Below are 14,667 nucleotides of genomic sequence, written 5' to 3'. Positions count from 1 at the left end.
GCCGTTAATTTTGAAGATCACGTTTGATGCCCTCTGCCACCTCTTCGGTGAAGCCGTACATAAGCCTATTGGCTATGCTGAAAAAGTGTCCAAACACGAATCGATTATGGATGTTAAGCCTGCGCTGCTTGAGCCTGCGAGAGTTCTTACTCCTTACTTTCTTCTTGATATCAAGGAAACGTTGGTAGGCTTTGTGCTTCAATGTGAGCTTACCATCCATGGAATCGTCTGAGGTGACGGAAAAGAATCGCTCGCGTTCGAGCGTACCGGTGTGAAAAGTAAGCACACGACGCATCTGCAAGGCCTGATTCTTCTCAAACCTTTCAGCCTCGTCTTTCAAAATCCTTCTGACAAACTCTTTTTTGATAATGCTCACAGGCTTCGCAGCTAATTGATACGAAGCTAATTGCGGAGCATACCTGGAGAAAGGACATGAAAAAAGCCCTATCCTGTGGGGATAGAGCTTTTACCTTCAGTCCATTTGAATCGGCTTTTCGCTTTCGTCCAAGATGGTCAGGGGAACCATGCCCATCACGGACTCAATCTCAAGGAGTAGTTTTTTAAGACCCTCCCGATCTACCTCCCTTACCTCAAAGACGAGATAGAACTTTTCATTTGATGTTTTAGCTGGCATTGTAATATAGGTATGGTGGCCGGAGCTGCTAGGTACATCAAATGAATGATAAAACCCCGGGCCCTTACGGGTAACCGACTCCGACCATGAATGATATGACAAATACAGGTATTCATTTGATGTTTTAGCACTGCTAAGGTAGTAAAAAAATCAATGGCCTAATCCCAGGGGATTAGCTGTGGAGTGGTGTGATTTTTTGTAGTTGATCATTTAAAACTAAATAGTCTATCATATATCCATGTCAGGTGCAGGGATTGCAATTGCATCTTAGGCGGAGGGCGGAGTCGGGGTCAATCTTCAGTGAAGGCAAAGCCTGAACAAACCCAAAACAGATAAACCACTGATTTTGAGATGATTAATTTATTTTCATTCTAAATAGCGGGCTTGATTTTAGCCTTTTTAAGGCTCGAAACGGGTTTTTTTGAGAAAAACGAGGTAAAAAAATTTTTCGCTTGAATGGCACCAAAAAACCTGTGAAAAATCTAAAATCTATGATCAAAACGCCTGATTATGAGTGATTTACAAATGAAAAGGGCTTGATTTTATATAAATATACTAGTATATTTATATATAAATAATTCAATAAAACGCTAAAACATCATGAAAGAGCAAGCCAAAAAAACAGCCGAGCAGACGCCCGAATCTGCAGAAATCCAAATTCTCAAAGACCAGGTCGCAGCATTGCAAGCCCTGATCGAGGCGCAGCCAAAAAGCCTAGAGGAGAAAATCGAGTATTTCAAAAACAAGCAGGTACTAATGAAACGCCTGGCAACACTTGACGAGTACGCCGATTCGCTGGCTACCATAGTGACGGAGGTCGACAAAGAAAGCGATGCGGACCCCTTCCAGACTGAAAACTTTACCCTCAAGGTCACCAAAAAACAGGGGTACAGCTCAGAAAATGACGTCCTTAAAATGCGTAATCCCAAGGTGATCGCCGAGGTAATCCGCTTTGCGCTAGGTAGCATCGACACCAAAAGACACGAACTCCAAAACCAAATCAACGCCTAAGCCATGGAAAAGCAGGACACAACCCCAAAGAAGCCAAGGAATCCCAAAAGGGATTTCTTGGTAAACCTTTCCAACATGGCCAAAAAGCTGCGGGATGATATGGCAGAGGGAGCGGAAACGCTCGATGAAGCCCTTTTTTGGTCGAGTAGGACGATAAATTACATGCTGCTAAACCACATACACAACACGGACGGAGCGACCGAGTTTAACACCTTCCACCAGTGGAAAGCGAAGGGAGCCACGATCAAGAAAGGATCCACCGCCTTTTTGGTTTGGGGGCAGCCGGTCGGCCGACAAAAGGCAGAGGAAGCCAAGGCCAAAGGGGAGCCAGCAGAGGACGACAGCGAATACGAGTATTTCCCCATCTGTTACCTGTTTTCAGATAAGCAGGTAATCACAGCCGAGGAACTCGAAGCGGAGAAGCAGCGGAAGGAAACCGAAAAGCAGGAGAGAGAGACAAAAGAGGCCAAACTGGCAGCCCTCAAACCAGTGGAAATAGACTAAAGACAATGCGCAGGGCTTAGTTTTCGTTTGCAAGTTCCTTTGAGAATGCGCCCGAGTACAATCTGAAAGAGAACGCCGAGACCCCAGCGAAAAGGGGTAGCCTTGGGAGCTGATGCCCAGCAAGGAAACTACTACTTTGGTAGTGGTTTCCGCGCGCTCGAAGCGGCATTTTTTCACGTGCGTCACCCGTTCCGGGTATTTTTGCTGCTCAAAAACCGTCTTCCCATCCGGCGCACCTGAAAAAATCAGTTGTTTGTCTACTTTTTCACTGCTTCCGGCACACACTAAAAATACGATACCAGGGAAGCAGTGAAAATGTTAATCCCTTACACACGAGGCATAACAGCAACCAAATAGAGAATGACGCCAAGGAGAGAAACAACAAAATAAATCGTGACAATCGTGGAAATTGTGCCGGTCTTTTGGCTGATCTTTTCCAGGTTGACAAGGATTCTCTCCTGAATCTCACGGTCCGATAGGGACGCTAGTTTTTCCTTTTGGTTCATAGATACTAATTTTTGAAAAGGCTTGACTTGTCTTTTTTCTGCCGCTTAAACTCCTCTATCTTTTCCATAGTCACCAAGTCAATGAATTCATCAAACTCTTCGATCGTCGAAAATGGAATAATGAATCCATCGGTATCGATATACTCATTTGTTGAAGCCTGAAGTTTACCCGACATCATAAACATTCGGTAGGTGACTTTACCTTCATCTTCGGAGATCAAAAATCTAAACGTTGGAACTACAGAAAAATCAAAGTACCATTTTGACCCAGAATTGAAGTACCCGTTTATTCGTTGAGGCTGTAGTTCGACATCTTTCCTAAGATCCCGAACATCATTCTCTATCGCTACATTTCTCCATTCGACATACTTATCTCTCGCAACTTTGAGGTCATGAAGAAATCCGGCGTGCATTTTTTCAGAAACCATAAATCCACCTCTTTCGGAGGCTCGCTCTAGTGAATACCCATTGATGTATAGAGTCATTTTTGGGTCATCAAAAGTTGCTTCGATTTCCAGATCCTTTTCGAGAAAGGAATTAAAATAGGTCGCATACTTTTCCTGGGCTTGGCTTTGGGCAACATGTACCACTACCAAAAAGATGATAAAAAATATCCTTTTCATTCGATCGACGATTAGTTTCCACTAAGATATCAATCGATGTCAAAAAATCAAATACCTACTAAACACTTTCATACCTCCCAATCAGCTCATCGGTCTCGATATTTCGGAAGTAGATCGTCTGGCCTTCCTCGCAGAGCTGCTGCAGCCGCATATAGATATACATATTCTTCATCCAGGCATCTGGCGTCTTCGGATCGGATCCCCACAGCTCCCGATACAGATACACGGTATTGCCATCGATGACGACCGCTTTCTTGTCGATCAGAAAGTTGATCCCCTGGACCACACTGGCCATTTGACCTACTCGCTTGCCGGCCACGGCGATCTTTTCCCTGGCTTCCTTGATTTGCTTCTTACTCCCCATTGCCTTTCTTTACGTTTACAGGTTCTTTTTCAAAGGTCCATCCCTTGTACTCAAAGGGAAACTTGTTTTTCTTGATGTAGTGGTACGAGAACTCCGGATGCGCCTCGCACAGCAGCACCAGGCTGGTCCAGAATTCCCGCAAATCCCCGCAGGTAAGTATAATGATATTGTTCAGTGCTGCCGCCATGATTTTTCTTTAAAGATAACAAACGCCCGATAACGTCCGACTGGGGAGATCGCGACCATCCCCAGTCTCCGCGTTATCGACCATTCAAACTGACCATTCCTTTCCTGATAGCTGCAATCCTCGCTCTGTGATAGATGACACTGTAAGTGGACCGTGATATTCCTGGACGATACTCCATCCCTTCAGGTATTCCTGGAGTGTGATCCGTTGCCTACCATACCAGCGCAGATATGCCTTGAAGGCGATCCGCTGATGCACATCCATCCTGATGTAAAGTGTCAGCAGATAGGGCACGTGCCTTTTTTTCTTGACCCGAGATCCCATCACTAAAGCACTTTACAATTTTCCCCCACATAAAACACACAGTCATTACCGGATGCTGCCACGGTCCAGACCTGACCGGCACCGCCTGCCGCCTCGGGATGCAGTATCCCCTTGTACTTGTTGCCGATCACGTAGCCTTCGCGCTCGAGCTCGTAATCTCCTTCGGGAAATCCTCCCGTAAATTCGAACCAAACTTCTCTGTTAGAGGCGATATGCTCCATGGGATCCACGGCAAGAGCCGCCCAAAATGATTCCTTACCCATTTCCTGGGTACGGATTTGATCTCCCAATTTTGGATCCTCGATAATCAGCTCCAATACTACTTTGTCATTCTTGAGATGAACAGTCCGGAAGATGTCCGAAGGATCATTTGAAGCAATGATTAATTTGAAGGGTTTTTCCAGGTCTGCAAATAGACCTTTTGCGATGGCACGCTCGTTGAGCGACTTTCTTTTGGCAAGTGTGATGATAGTTTCCATATCCATTTGATGTTTTAGCAGGAGCCAATTTCAGGATCATTCGCCAGCTTTGCAAATTTTTTATATAAATATTTTGGAATATTTACATATAAATAAAAAATCCGGCAGGATTACCCTTCCTGCCGGTGCCTTTCAATCTATCTCAAAAAATATCACCCGTTTGCATTTGGTACACCAGACCTCGGTCACAAAGCCACTCCATGGGCTGATGCTCTTGTATCTGCCGGTCTTAGAATGTGAACAGCATGCTCCACCCGTTCCATCCGCCGAAGATGTTGAACTCGGGCTCGATGCCGATGGAGCTGATCTCGAGTCTGGTAAATGGCGAGCACCCATCCTCGGCGTCCTCCTCGATCTTGGACCTGACCGCCAGCATCGCATCCTGCGTGCGGCCGTATTGATCGATTTCTTTCTGCTGTGTAGCATCGTTGCTGCGTTTTTCGATTACAAATAGATACCCGGTCTGCTTATCGGAGGACATGCCCACATCGCCAGTGCCCTGGCTGTTGGGGATGACGGCCGCGAGGATCATCCCAGGCTTATCCTTCAGCCTGTTGATAGCGTGATTGTCTTCGGCCACCATGATCATTTCCTTCAGCGCCGGGATCTCGTCCACGACTTGCTGCATGTAGATGGCATATTCCCTGATCCCGATCATTTCTTTTTGGATTTTTGTTTGAGTTTTTCGTTTTGCTCATGCATCTCGAGCATGTAGAGCAGCACGTCAAAAAGCCCCGCTTTCTCCGTCTTGTCCATATCTCCATAGGGACCTTCCTTGGCGATCGCGTTGAGTACCGATATCCAGCCGTAGCCGGATCCCGATCGGGGCGCATCATCGTCCATGGCCTTGCGCTTACCGCCAAAGAGCGGGGAGAAATTGACCGTCACACCACCGATCTGCAGGTCTTCGGTCTGTATGTATTTGACCACGTAGCTGAACCACAGCAGCACAGCCGTCCGGTACACGGTGCCGATTTTGGCCACAAGCCCGGCATTAACAGGTACCAAGGCACGATTGAAGGGCTGCTTTCGCTGTCCATCCCAACTTTCCGAATGCGCTACCATATCGTAGTCCTGCCGCTCAGGTCGATACAGGCAGGCGATCATCCTGCAGATGTCCATATCATCCCTGGACTGGAAGCTCGATTCCATGTACTCGATGGCAGCGCGAAACTCCCCAAATGTCAGATCAGCGCAGAGGTGCGCAGGGCCGTAGAGTGTGACTTTGCTCGCGCGCAACTCAGGGAAATGATTGTACACCGTATCGTAATTGATTTCCAACTCGCCCTTTTCATTGGCCGCAAAGAGGAAGGTCACCAGCTCCTCGCACAGGAGAAAAATCCTGCTGTACTTATCGCTGACCTGCGCCTCAGACCTGATCCGGTCCCACATCACCGACCGGCTGTCGCGCTCGATATCCATCAGATGGTACAGACAGCGCACCTTAGCCTCCTGTACGCCGATAATCCCAAGGCTCGCCCATACCGCCTGCTTGAGGCAGTAGCGGCGCTGGCTGTCGCTCATCTCATCCCAGTGGGAGGGGATTTCGAGCTTGATGGATTTTTCGGGTATCTCGACGGTGTTCATGTACGGAAATACTTGTTGCTCTCACTGTTGTTGGGCAATAGCTGATAGGTGGAAGCCTCGGGATTGGATGCCCGGAGAATTTCCTTGATGTCGTTGAGGTGTGTATCGGCATCGTCCTGCAGCTTTTTCACATGCCAGTCGATGATTTCGCGCAGCTCGATCGGCTTGGATCCTGCCCTGGCTGCCCGGTCGGACTTGTACTGCTGGACCACGCCCTCAGGGAGCACCTGCAGTGCCAGTCGCTTTACAGCCATGGACATTACCAAAAGCGGGATGGCTTTTTGCACAAGTGGCAGGATCGCTTCCAGTGTGGCATCCCCTGGAGCGGATGGGATGCCGCCGTTAGTACTTCCGGATCCGCTGCCGGCTTCGCCCGCATCTGACTGCAGAGCTATCCAGTAGTTGAGAAGATGTTCGTATTGGGCACCAAGGGCCTTCTTGATCGTACGCTGCTGAATCTCCTTGTTGAAGGGCAGCACGGTATAGAAAAACCTTGGTGATTGGTCAATCGGATAGCCATCTTGGAAGATCGTTTCCGAATTGACGAATAGCTTCCTGGCTGTCCGTCTATTGTCGGAGTCCATCCATTCCGCCAGTTTTTCCGATTCCAGCCAGTTGATCAGGAGATCGGTGGTCTGATTGACCTTGCGCAGCTGCGCCTCATCGTCCCGGTCGAGCATCCACTCCCAAGCCATCTTCTCGTTTTCGTTGTCGATGGAGACCTTGCGGCCGCTGTCCTGGTGGCTGACCAAGTTCGATTGGTAGTAGTTGAAAGTCGCTTTGTAGGCGATCGGCATCTGCAGCAGCTTGACAAGCTTGTCAAGCTTCGCCTGATCGGCGCTCGGGTTGGCCAGATTGTAAGAGCTGCTCTTGTAGTGGTCGAGGGCTTTGTTGTAGACAGCTTTGCCCACCAGCTTGATCATTTCCTCCTCAGCCAGCATTACATCCGTGGAGATCCGCGCAAAGTCATTGTTGGCATAGTAGCTCCCGGTCCGCTCCCGCAGTTCCTCAGCGCCGTTATTTGATTTGTTGAACAACATCTTGTGTCTTGCGTCTTGTGTCCTGTGTCTCTTTCTACCTTTCCTCCGCCGCCGAATTCATCACCCTTCCCTCCGGATTGACGTCTTCTTCCCTGGCTACACTGTGATGGTAGAAACCCATCCTGAGGCCTTTATTGGGGAAGTTGGCGCGGATCGCCTGGTTCAGCTTCTGGAATACCACTTCTTCTGGGATTGTCGTATCCGAAGCCATGTAGAGCTTCAGTGCGTAGAGCATCTGAGAGCCGCTGGAGAGCTGTCCGTTGACGATGATATTGGAGAGGGAAGGATGCAATCCCATCCCGGAGGTAGTGGCACTGTCCGCCTTTTCGCTGATCTTCAGTTGGCTCTCGATGAAGTCCTTTACCTTCTGATCGATCGCTTCCACCTTCCAGGCGCAGAGATTTCCATCTACATCGTAGAAGTCGACCGTCTCGATGAATTTGCCCGCGTTGCGTTTGCCGGTCAGCACCTTGGACATTTGGTCAAAGGTGTCATCCTTCAACTTTTCCAGTCGCTTCTGCAGCTCCTGGTCTGTCTCGGACGGATACATTTCCTTCAGCTTATCGGACTTATCCTTCCAGTAGTCGGCGGGACTGTGGATATGGAATGCCGAGGTGATCCCGTTTTCACTCAGGTACTTGAGCACGTCCGGGATATCGGAGGAGCGCATGATCCAGTTCAGCGAACCGTAGTAGCTCGGCACGCTGTAGAAGTTGCGGCCAAAGCTGTACTTGTTGTCATACCCGATACTGATCGGATACTTGAATGGATCATAAGGATCAAAGACAGGGTATCCCGTCAGACCGGTATAGAGGCAGTGGTTTTGGAAGTCACCTACATATATCCGCTTCACGGATTCAAGACGCTTGGGGCCCGTTTCGGGCCATTCGAGCCTGGCATCAGTAGATGGCACGACCTGCAGGTAATTGATCCTGCCGGCATTGCCGATCCTTGGGCCACGGTTGCGGATAACCTTGGTATAGACTCCCTTCATGTACTTGAACTCGACCATGGCCATGTCGATGTACCGCTTGTAGTCCCAGGTATCCAGCCAAGCCTGCACTTCGGGATCCGTTACGTATTCGCGCTTCGCAAATCCGTTTTCAAATACCAACTTGTACAGGTGTGGACCATCCCCATAGAGCAGGCCAATCTCACGCTCGACGATGCCGGGCGCGAGGTTGTTTTTGTCCATGATGTCGCGGATGATCACGGGCAGGTCATTGTTGAGACCATGCGGCACGAGCTTCACGCCCTGCACGACTGTGGGATCCGCTTCCCAGTCGATGTTCTTTTGCAGTCCGATAAAGGAATCGAAGGATTGGAAGGGATTGCTGCCGACGACAAAAGCCGTCGCGTCCAGCTGCAGGATGCGGGTATCTCCCAACTTGGTTTTTTGCAAGGTGTCCGTCATATCAAGGTGACCTGCCGGCCGTTGAATGTCATCAATGTAGGCTGATAGAATCGCCTGGGCTCGTTGGTGTCCAGGTCATAGTAGGGCTCGATCATTTCCGAGTTTTCGAAGGCTACCATGGGCGACTTGTTGCGCAGACGGGCATTCCTCACTTCCACGATGCCATGCGTAGTCTGCTTGCTGCGCTCGTACGACATGAATGAAAAAGAAAAAGAAAGCCCATCAGCAGACAGCTTCCGCATCTCGTTGATGGCTTCAAAAACAGTCAATTGGCTCATGGTACCAATTTCGCAAGCCAGTAGAAAGAGGGAAAGGACAGGATTATAAACTAATTCGTATATTCGAAAATGGAAACAATTGAAATAGTTAACTGGCTTACTAATTCCTGGGATAAAGTTGTCACTGTATTAATTGCTATTGTGGCTTTGGTGGTCGCGATTAGGGCAAACCGGAAAAGTGATACTGCCAACAGGATTGCAGTGAAGTCAAATGAAATTGCTGAAAAATCAGCCAGGATTGCAGTGAAGTCAAATGAAATTGCTGAAAAATCAGCCAGGATCGCGCAAGAAGCTTTGAATTTTCAAAAGGACCTTGAAGCCAAAAAAGAAAAAAGGGATTTTAAACTAAAATTGGAGCTTAATCAAAGATTTGGTTATGATCAGCTGGTTAGGAAAATAGACAAGGTTCCGTTTGACTTTTCGATTACGAATGTATCAGATAACCTGATTATTCTCGAAAGACTTGAAATTGTCATTGAAACTGGTCCCAATCAATTGATAAGGCGCAAAGAGAGCGCAATTTTTGATTCAGACTGTAGGTTCAATTACCCTCCAGGAGAGAAAAAAAAGAAAACTATCTATGTTGATTTGTCAGGTCTGAGTATAGAAGAGATACCGTCTTTCAAATTTTATTTTGAACTAACCGACACACTTGGAAACACTTACCCGTCTGAAAAATACCAGATTCCTAAAGATTTTTTCCCGAATAACTAGTCTCATTCATACTAGAACTGCCTGTGAATTCTTCTTTTTGGTACGCGATCTTTCGCTCGAGTTTTTTAGGTTATGGCTACTGATTAAACAGAATCTCGAAAAAATCCTTTTTTGTCAATCCTAGCGCCCTCAGGGCATTTTTGATGATGAATTCGGGAACAGGATCTATGTGGGATTGGACGACGATCGGTCGGGTAAGCTCCTTTTTTGAGAAGATTATATGCCCCCCATTTCTCCTGATTTCCTTGCAGCCAGCTTTGTTGAGGAACAATATGTAATCTGCTAGGGATACGTTTGACAGCCTATTGGTCGACATCAAAAAAAGTTAATAGGCAGGGATCAGTACCTCCTGATGATATTTAGTATAATCCTTTTTGTTGATCACTTCACCCAGATCAGCATTCACTTTCATCATATCTGAGATGTCAGGACTTTCCACTTTGGGTTTTTTCTTGCTGCCTCTCACTTTCCAGCCTAATTTTTTCAACTCTTCAAAAAGGCACTTTTTATTAAGGCCATACGTCATAAATTCACCCAAAACAACTTGGAAGGAATCTTTCGCTTCGACCTCATTGTTCCCGTATCCCGTCAAATCCAAGGCAGGAGAATAAATGATGTGAACGTTGTCCTCAATAAAATGAATTAGAGATAATTGGGTTTTGATCCCGGTGCCACCAGTACGGAGGTCACCTTTGAATGACAGATTAGACATATTGAGGGTTGAGCTGACAGTAAAAATATTTACAATTATATCTGGTTCATTTCTGAAACACAATCAACTATAAATATTTTCAATAATATTTTTTTCTAACGGTATTACACATCAAGAACGCATTGATTTCAAAAAAAGTTTTCCCTAACCCCTCACGCTCGCACTGCCCGTAAACACTTCCCTGCGGTGCACGAGCTTTCGCCAGGCATTGCGCATCATCAGGTATTTGAAACTGTCGCTGGGATTGGTGGACTCGAGCGGTAGGCGATGTATCGGAAGACTCTCGGACTTTTTATTCTTCACCACTATCGTTTTGTTGCCGGATTCCTTGATCTTGGCAGGTGCCAGCTCTAGGGAGCAGCGCAGCGGCTTGCAGCGGTAGAAGTCGATCAATACTTTCGGCATGCGCTTATTCCCGCCACCCAGCAGCTCCATCATAAATCCATACTCCTCATTCATCGGGATATTGCCCTGACCCTCCGACATCAGCAGCACCTTCCAGCCGGTCGGCTTGCCATCCGCATCCTTCTCGATGGCATGCTTCAGCTGAGAGGCCAGATCCTGTTTGGCTTTCTTGTAGTTGTTGGCCGCGCGGTCATAGTATAGATTCAGCGTCTTCTCCTTCTGTGGCTTGTAGAATGCCAGAAACTTATCCGCCAGCTCGCGGATCCACTCGGGACTGAGGGTATATATAAAGTTATTGACCCGATAATATCCCTGGATATCCTGTGCCAAGCTTAGACTGATCATGTTGCCGAAGTCAGCCCCGGCATCGATGGCCTTGGCGAGGTCATGGTATTTCAGGATACGACAGTCCTCATCCTCATTGAGTCCAAAGCGTTCGGCCCATACGGGATCGTTTCCATTCATGTAGAAGTGCCGCTCAGACAGGTTGGCATAGAATAGCTGCCCTTTTTCCAGCTTTGGATACATCGATAGGATAGCGGTCTTCACGTCGCTGAAATCGTCCTTGAACGCATCCTCAAACCACTCCGGAGTCAGTACATCCACATTGACATACGAGGAAGCGATGTAGAAAAAGGTATGCGCATCCGCATGCATCCTGGCAGCGATCCAGCGCTCTACCCAGCGTTGCCAGACGCGCTTCTTTTTGATCCGCTCCTCGGTATTGCCTTCCTGGCATGCTGCGAGGTATTCCTGCAGGGATTCATTCACGATGATGGCGGCCTTCAGCACGAGCAGCAGGCCTTTTGTCTTCATCTTCTTGCCACGGTCCAGTATCCAGTCATATTGACCGATCTGCCCGGGATTGGGCATATCCGTCGTGAAGGTGTGGCCGCGGTAGAATACCGAGTTGCCATACTTGGTCCTGTATCCCCGGATGGCCTTCAGTAGGTTGCTGATCCGATCCTCGCGGAAATACTTTGCCTCATCCCCGAAGACATGCACATAGTTACCACCTGCCAGCGATGCCGGCCGGTCGAGTGATCCAAAGGTGATGTTGAATCCCGTGAAAAATACCATCGTGTGCTGATAGCTCACGATGTTGTTGTAGGGCTGCCAAAAATGCTCCCGGATCTCAGGCGGCAGATCGGCCTTCTGTGCGGCCGTGTATTCGGGCGGCTTGCGTCCCACGACGTAGTGGATACCCTCAACCATGCCTTTGGCCTTCAATCCCTCTGAAACCGTCCGCAAGACGTTTTTCTGCAGGTTGCTGTACGTATCCGCTACCCATACGACCGGTGCACCGGGCATGTCATAGACCATCTCGATCAGTCGCTCCACGAGGATATCGGTAGTCTTGGCAGATGCCCTGCCGGATACCAGGTACAGGAATCGCGGCATCAGCAGCATCGTGAGCTGACTGAGCCAGTTGGCAAAAACCGTCTGTACGCCTTTACTGTTCTCCTTTACTTTCTTCCTCCAGCTCATGCAGTTTTTCTTCCAGGTTGATGGGTAGCAGACGCGAATCCTGCTTCAAGCGGATCTTGTCACGCTCAGGGATATCGAGTTCCTCGATCTGCGAGGCGACCAGTTGCCGGTTGATCGATGGGAGCCCAAGGCTCTCAATCTCGAGGCTGTAGACGCGCACGGGTTTTTGGTAGGCATCGGCGGGCAATTTCGGCGGATCTTCCCTATCCAGTTCCAGCAGCTTGGCCGCCTTCATCTTGAGGTCACCAAACACCTCCCAATCCCTGGCGGTGATGGCGTTATCCTTGACGATCCGTGCAGCTTCCTGCAGTTCGTCGGCAAACAGGTGCCTCATGGCCTTTTTTTCGACACCACGATCACGATAGAATAGGTTGATGGCCTCATCATACATCTCCGAGGCACGGCTGTAGGAGAGGCTGAAAGGTGCCTTGGTGAAGAAGGCTACAGTATTGCGTCGACCTAGTTTCCGACCGAGTGAATTGAAAAGCGTCAGCGCATCGATGTAGATCGCTTCTTCGGCAGACAGCTTATTGACGCTGCCACCCTCGAGATAGTCCTGCAGGCGCTCGATCAGGCGCTTATCCTCAAAGGCCCCGAAAATATCCAGCTTGCTGGTTTCCCAGCCTCGATTGCGGCGGATATCCGACAGGCGCTCCCCTGCAGAGATATTGCCTCCTTCGGCAGCTTCGAGGAGCTTCAATTGCTCCTTGGCTGCCGACATCAGTTTGCCGCGCTGGATGCGGTAGTAGACCTCGGATTCCACATCGAGTGCGAGCTGCAGGAAAACCCGCTTGTCCACATCGAAATATACGGCCATTTCCTCATGGGTATAGCCAAGCGCCGAGAGCCGCTCGAGCTCTTGGCTGCGCTCATCATCCAAGGTAAATGTCAGGCTTTCCATATATCCAAATTTCAGAATATTTACACCTCAATCTAAGGACAGGAGGCAGCGACGGCGGAACTCATAGACGGTCTTGTCATTCATGAATAGGTACTGCTCATGCATGGCATTCTCTGAAAAGTTGCCCGATCCCTCGATGGTGAAGTAGTGCCCTCCCGCGCTGATCAGCGTGACCTTGCTGTGGTTCCAGCAGTAGCGCACGCCAAATCTCCGCTCCTTGCGATGGATCTCGATCTGATCATAGACCTTGGGCATGCGGTGCCGGATCGAATCGGATATCGATAGGTTGACTTGCTTGATCTCGCCTTTGTCATACCACTTGACCAGGCTGTTGAGGATCCGCTCATTTAGTGAGTAGGTGGAGAAGGTCAGTTCATCGATTGTGCCCACATGCTTGATGATGTACACGATAAAGGTGAAGGCATTGAAGCTGCTGAGGGTAAAGAGGAAAAAGGCTTCACCTGGCATCGGGTAGCTGCCCATCAGGTTTTTGAGGGAGACGACTTTTTCGCAGTGTGCCTGGACAAATTTTGTCCTGAGGATTTCCGACTTGTCCGGATTCCCTTCAGGCTCTTGGCTCGCCTGTGAAAGCTCCCGCAGGCTAAACAGCTTCATTTATTCCGTTTTTTGCGTTTTCTAGGCGGAGATGGAGGATTGCTCATGCGGGGCACGCCTGGAGGATAGGGTATTTTTCTCCAATTGGCCATGTCATACCGGTAGACCAAGTAGGACCACACGCCAAGCCAGAGAGCGCAAAAACCCCCGATTATAGATATAACAATATGATCTTCACTCATAGCTTATTTGATTGATGCGATGATTCTGTCCACTTCGGAGAGCTCGTTTCTTTTCCGCTGCAGTCTCCGCTCCCGGTCAACTTTCAAGTGTTCCTTGCCCTTTTTCCGCAGCTCGGATTCTATCCGCCAGATATTGTGTTCGAGTGCTGTCTTGCGCTTGATCAGCTCGATCGGATTCATCTTGCGCAGGTTGCGGTAATTCTTGAATTCCTGGAATATCGGATGCTGACCAAGCACATGCCCGTGCCGCTGGAAGTGCAGAAACTCAGCGATGATCATCCTGTTCTCGATGTAGTTTTCGACTACCTCCTTGACGGTCGCCAGTTGCTCCTCGGGATTGCGGCAGTCAAAAAGCCGCCTGTGGGCATTCACATAGTTCCAGTACGCTGTGATCTTGTTGGCTGCAAGGATCTTCAGCTCAGGTGGGCAAGTGGGATCCTGGAGAAACGGCCAATTGTCCCGAAACGCGCCGCGCTTATCCATCAGCCTGTTTTTCTCAGTCTCACTGATACCGGCGCGCCGGCACAGCTCTTGGATCAGGATTGGCTGTGTATGCCTGGGAAAAGCATTGGCCAGCCTGACGAAGGGATGCTTATCACCCGATCGCAAACAAAAAAGCCGGATGCCTTCCTGTACAGGTGCACCCGACTTAAGCCATTTGGCCGTTTCTTCTTGCATACGCTCTTTTGTCTTGCGTCT

Annotated in this window: 22 protein-coding genes; 3 read left to right on the top strand and 19 right to left on the bottom strand. The window is 48.9% G+C overall.

The annotated features are described in order from the left end of the window. Positions 1–4: 4 nt before the first annotated feature. Both C943_RS03220 and C943_RS21935 read right to left on the bottom strand, forming a co-directional pair. Positions 5–376, bottom strand: a complete 372-nt coding sequence (locus C943_RS03220; protein ID WP_008624165.1) for a hypothetical protein — start codon at positions 374–376, stop codon at positions 5–7. Positions 377–472: 96 nt separating this feature from the next. After that, positions 473–634 (bottom strand): hypothetical protein, encoded by a 162-nt coding sequence (locus C943_RS21935; protein WP_008624164.1) that lies wholly within the window; start codon positions 632–634, stop codon positions 473–475. Positions 635–1,234: 600 nt separating this feature from the next. Between C943_RS21935 and C943_RS03215 the strand changes: the two genes are divergently transcribed. Next, complete coding sequence (locus C943_RS03215) at positions 1,235–1,645, top strand: hypothetical protein (RefSeq protein WP_008624163.1); 411 nt, start codon at positions 1,235–1,237, stop codon at positions 1,643–1,645. 3 nt (positions 1,646–1,648) lie between these two features. After that, positions 1,649–2,149 carry an ArdC-like ssDNA-binding domain-containing protein gene (locus C943_RS03210; RefSeq protein WP_008624162.1) on the top strand — a complete coding sequence of 167 codons (501 nt, stop codon included), beginning with the start codon at positions 1,649–1,651 and terminating at the stop codon, positions 2,147–2,149. A gap of 326 nt (positions 2,150–2,475) precedes the next feature. Here the strand turns inward: C943_RS03210 and C943_RS03205 are convergent, their stop codons facing one another. The 11 genes from C943_RS03205 to C943_RS03155 form a co-directional block, all read right to left on the bottom strand. Further along, the gene (locus C943_RS03205) at positions 2,476–2,655 is read right to left on the bottom strand and encodes a hypothetical protein (RefSeq protein WP_008624161.1); all 180 of its coding nucleotides are present in this window, start codon (positions 2,653–2,655) and stop codon (positions 2,476–2,478) included. Positions 2,656–2,660: 5 nt separating this feature from the next. Continuing rightward, complete coding sequence (locus C943_RS03200) at positions 2,661–3,278, bottom strand: hypothetical protein (RefSeq protein ID WP_008624159.1); 618 nt, start codon at positions 3,276–3,278, stop codon at positions 2,661–2,663. A gap of 58 nt (positions 3,279–3,336) precedes the next feature. After that, a complete protein-coding gene (locus tag C943_RS03195; protein ID WP_008624158.1) occupies positions 3,337–3,642 on the bottom strand; it encodes a hypothetical protein in 306 nt (101 codons plus the stop codon). Next, positions 3,632–3,829 carry a hypothetical protein gene (locus C943_RS03190; protein WP_008624156.1) on the bottom strand — a complete coding sequence of 66 codons (198 nt, stop codon included), beginning with the start codon at positions 3,827–3,829 and terminating at the stop codon, positions 3,632–3,634. Before C943_RS03190 ends, C943_RS03195 begins: the two co-directional genes overlap by 11 nt. Before the next feature lie 84 nt (positions 3,830–3,913). After that, a complete protein-coding gene (locus C943_RS03185) occupies positions 3,914–4,153 on the bottom strand; it encodes a hypothetical protein (RefSeq protein ID WP_040478863.1) in 240 nt (79 codons plus the stop codon). Between the two features lie 2 nt (positions 4,154–4,155). After that, a complete protein-coding gene (locus tag C943_RS03180; RefSeq protein WP_157198415.1) occupies positions 4,156–4,632 on the bottom strand; it encodes a hypothetical protein in 477 nt (158 codons plus the stop codon). 229 nt (positions 4,633–4,861) lie between these two features. Continuing rightward, positions 4,862–5,290: a hypothetical protein gene (locus tag C943_RS03175; protein WP_008624149.1), complete on the bottom strand. Its 429-nt coding sequence runs from the start codon at positions 5,288–5,290 to the stop codon at positions 4,862–4,864. Beyond that, positions 5,287–6,219, bottom strand: a complete 933-nt coding sequence (locus tag C943_RS03170; RefSeq protein ID WP_008624146.1) for a hypothetical protein — start codon at positions 6,217–6,219, stop codon at positions 5,287–5,289. The genes C943_RS03175 and C943_RS03170 overlap by 4 nt, the downstream gene beginning before the upstream one ends. Next, a complete protein-coding gene (locus C943_RS03165; RefSeq protein WP_008624144.1) occupies positions 6,216–7,259 on the bottom strand; it encodes a DUF6712 family protein in 1,044 nt (347 codons plus the stop codon). Before C943_RS03165 ends, C943_RS03170 begins: the two co-directional genes overlap by 4 nt. A 34-nt stretch (positions 7,260–7,293) precedes the next feature. Further along, complete coding sequence (locus C943_RS03160; protein ID WP_040478861.1) at positions 7,294–8,673, bottom strand: hypothetical protein; 1,380 nt, start codon at positions 8,671–8,673, stop codon at positions 7,294–7,296. Beyond that, positions 8,670–8,951, bottom strand: coding sequence for a hypothetical protein (locus C943_RS03155; protein WP_008624139.1), 282 nt, complete (start codon positions 8,949–8,951; stop codon positions 8,670–8,672). Before C943_RS03155 ends, C943_RS03160 begins: the two co-directional genes overlap by 4 nt. 69 nt (positions 8,952–9,020) lie before the next feature. Here C943_RS03155 and C943_RS03150 point away from each other — a divergent pair, with 69 nt between their 5' ends. Then, positions 9,021–9,665 carry a hypothetical protein gene (locus C943_RS03150; RefSeq protein WP_157198414.1) on the top strand — a complete coding sequence of 215 codons (645 nt, stop codon included), beginning with the start codon at positions 9,021–9,023 and terminating at the stop codon, positions 9,663–9,665. 76 nt (positions 9,666–9,741) lie between these two features. On the opposite strand, the gene C943_RS03145 is transcribed toward C943_RS03150, so the two are convergent. From C943_RS03145 to C943_RS21255, 6 genes are all read right to left on the bottom strand, one after another. Continuing rightward, positions 9,742–9,981 (bottom strand): type II toxin-antitoxin system HicA family toxin, encoded by a 240-nt coding sequence (locus C943_RS03145; protein WP_040478859.1) that lies wholly within the window; start codon positions 9,979–9,981, stop codon positions 9,742–9,744. A 9-nt stretch (positions 9,982–9,990) separates the two neighbouring features. After that, positions 9,991–10,377 carry a hypothetical protein gene (locus C943_RS03140; RefSeq protein WP_008624130.1) on the bottom strand — a complete coding sequence of 129 codons (387 nt, stop codon included), beginning with the start codon at positions 10,375–10,377 and terminating at the stop codon, positions 9,991–9,993. 144 nt (positions 10,378–10,521) lie between these two features. Beyond that, the gene (locus C943_RS03135; RefSeq protein WP_008624128.1) at positions 10,522–12,270 is read right to left on the bottom strand and encodes a hypothetical protein; all 1,749 of its coding nucleotides are present in this window, start codon (positions 12,268–12,270) and stop codon (positions 10,522–10,524) included. Then, the gene (locus C943_RS03130; RefSeq protein ID WP_008624127.1) at positions 12,236–13,171 is read right to left on the bottom strand and encodes a hypothetical protein; all 936 of its coding nucleotides are present in this window, start codon (positions 13,169–13,171) and stop codon (positions 12,236–12,238) included. Before C943_RS03130 ends, C943_RS03135 begins: the two co-directional genes overlap by 35 nt. Before the next feature lie 27 nt (positions 13,172–13,198). Next, on the bottom strand, positions 13,199–13,786 hold the full coding sequence (locus C943_RS03125) for a phospholipase D-like domain-containing protein (protein WP_008624126.1): 588 nt from the start codon (positions 13,784–13,786) through the stop codon (positions 13,199–13,201). Between the two features lie 185 nt (positions 13,787–13,971). Then, on the bottom strand, positions 13,972–14,646 hold the full coding sequence (locus tag C943_RS21255) for a hypothetical protein (protein WP_157198413.1): 675 nt from the start codon (positions 14,644–14,646) through the stop codon (positions 13,972–13,974). Between the last annotated feature and the right edge of the window lie 21 nt (positions 14,647–14,667).

The organism is Mariniradius saccharolyticus AK6 (genome assembly GCF_000330725.2).
In the GTDB taxonomy this organism is placed as follows: Bacteria; Bacteroidota; Bacteroidia; order Cytophagales; family Cyclobacteriaceae; genus Mariniradius; species Mariniradius saccharolyticus.
Note: the sequence above shows the minus strand (reverse complement) of the source record. Positions and strands in the feature narration are given on the sequence as shown.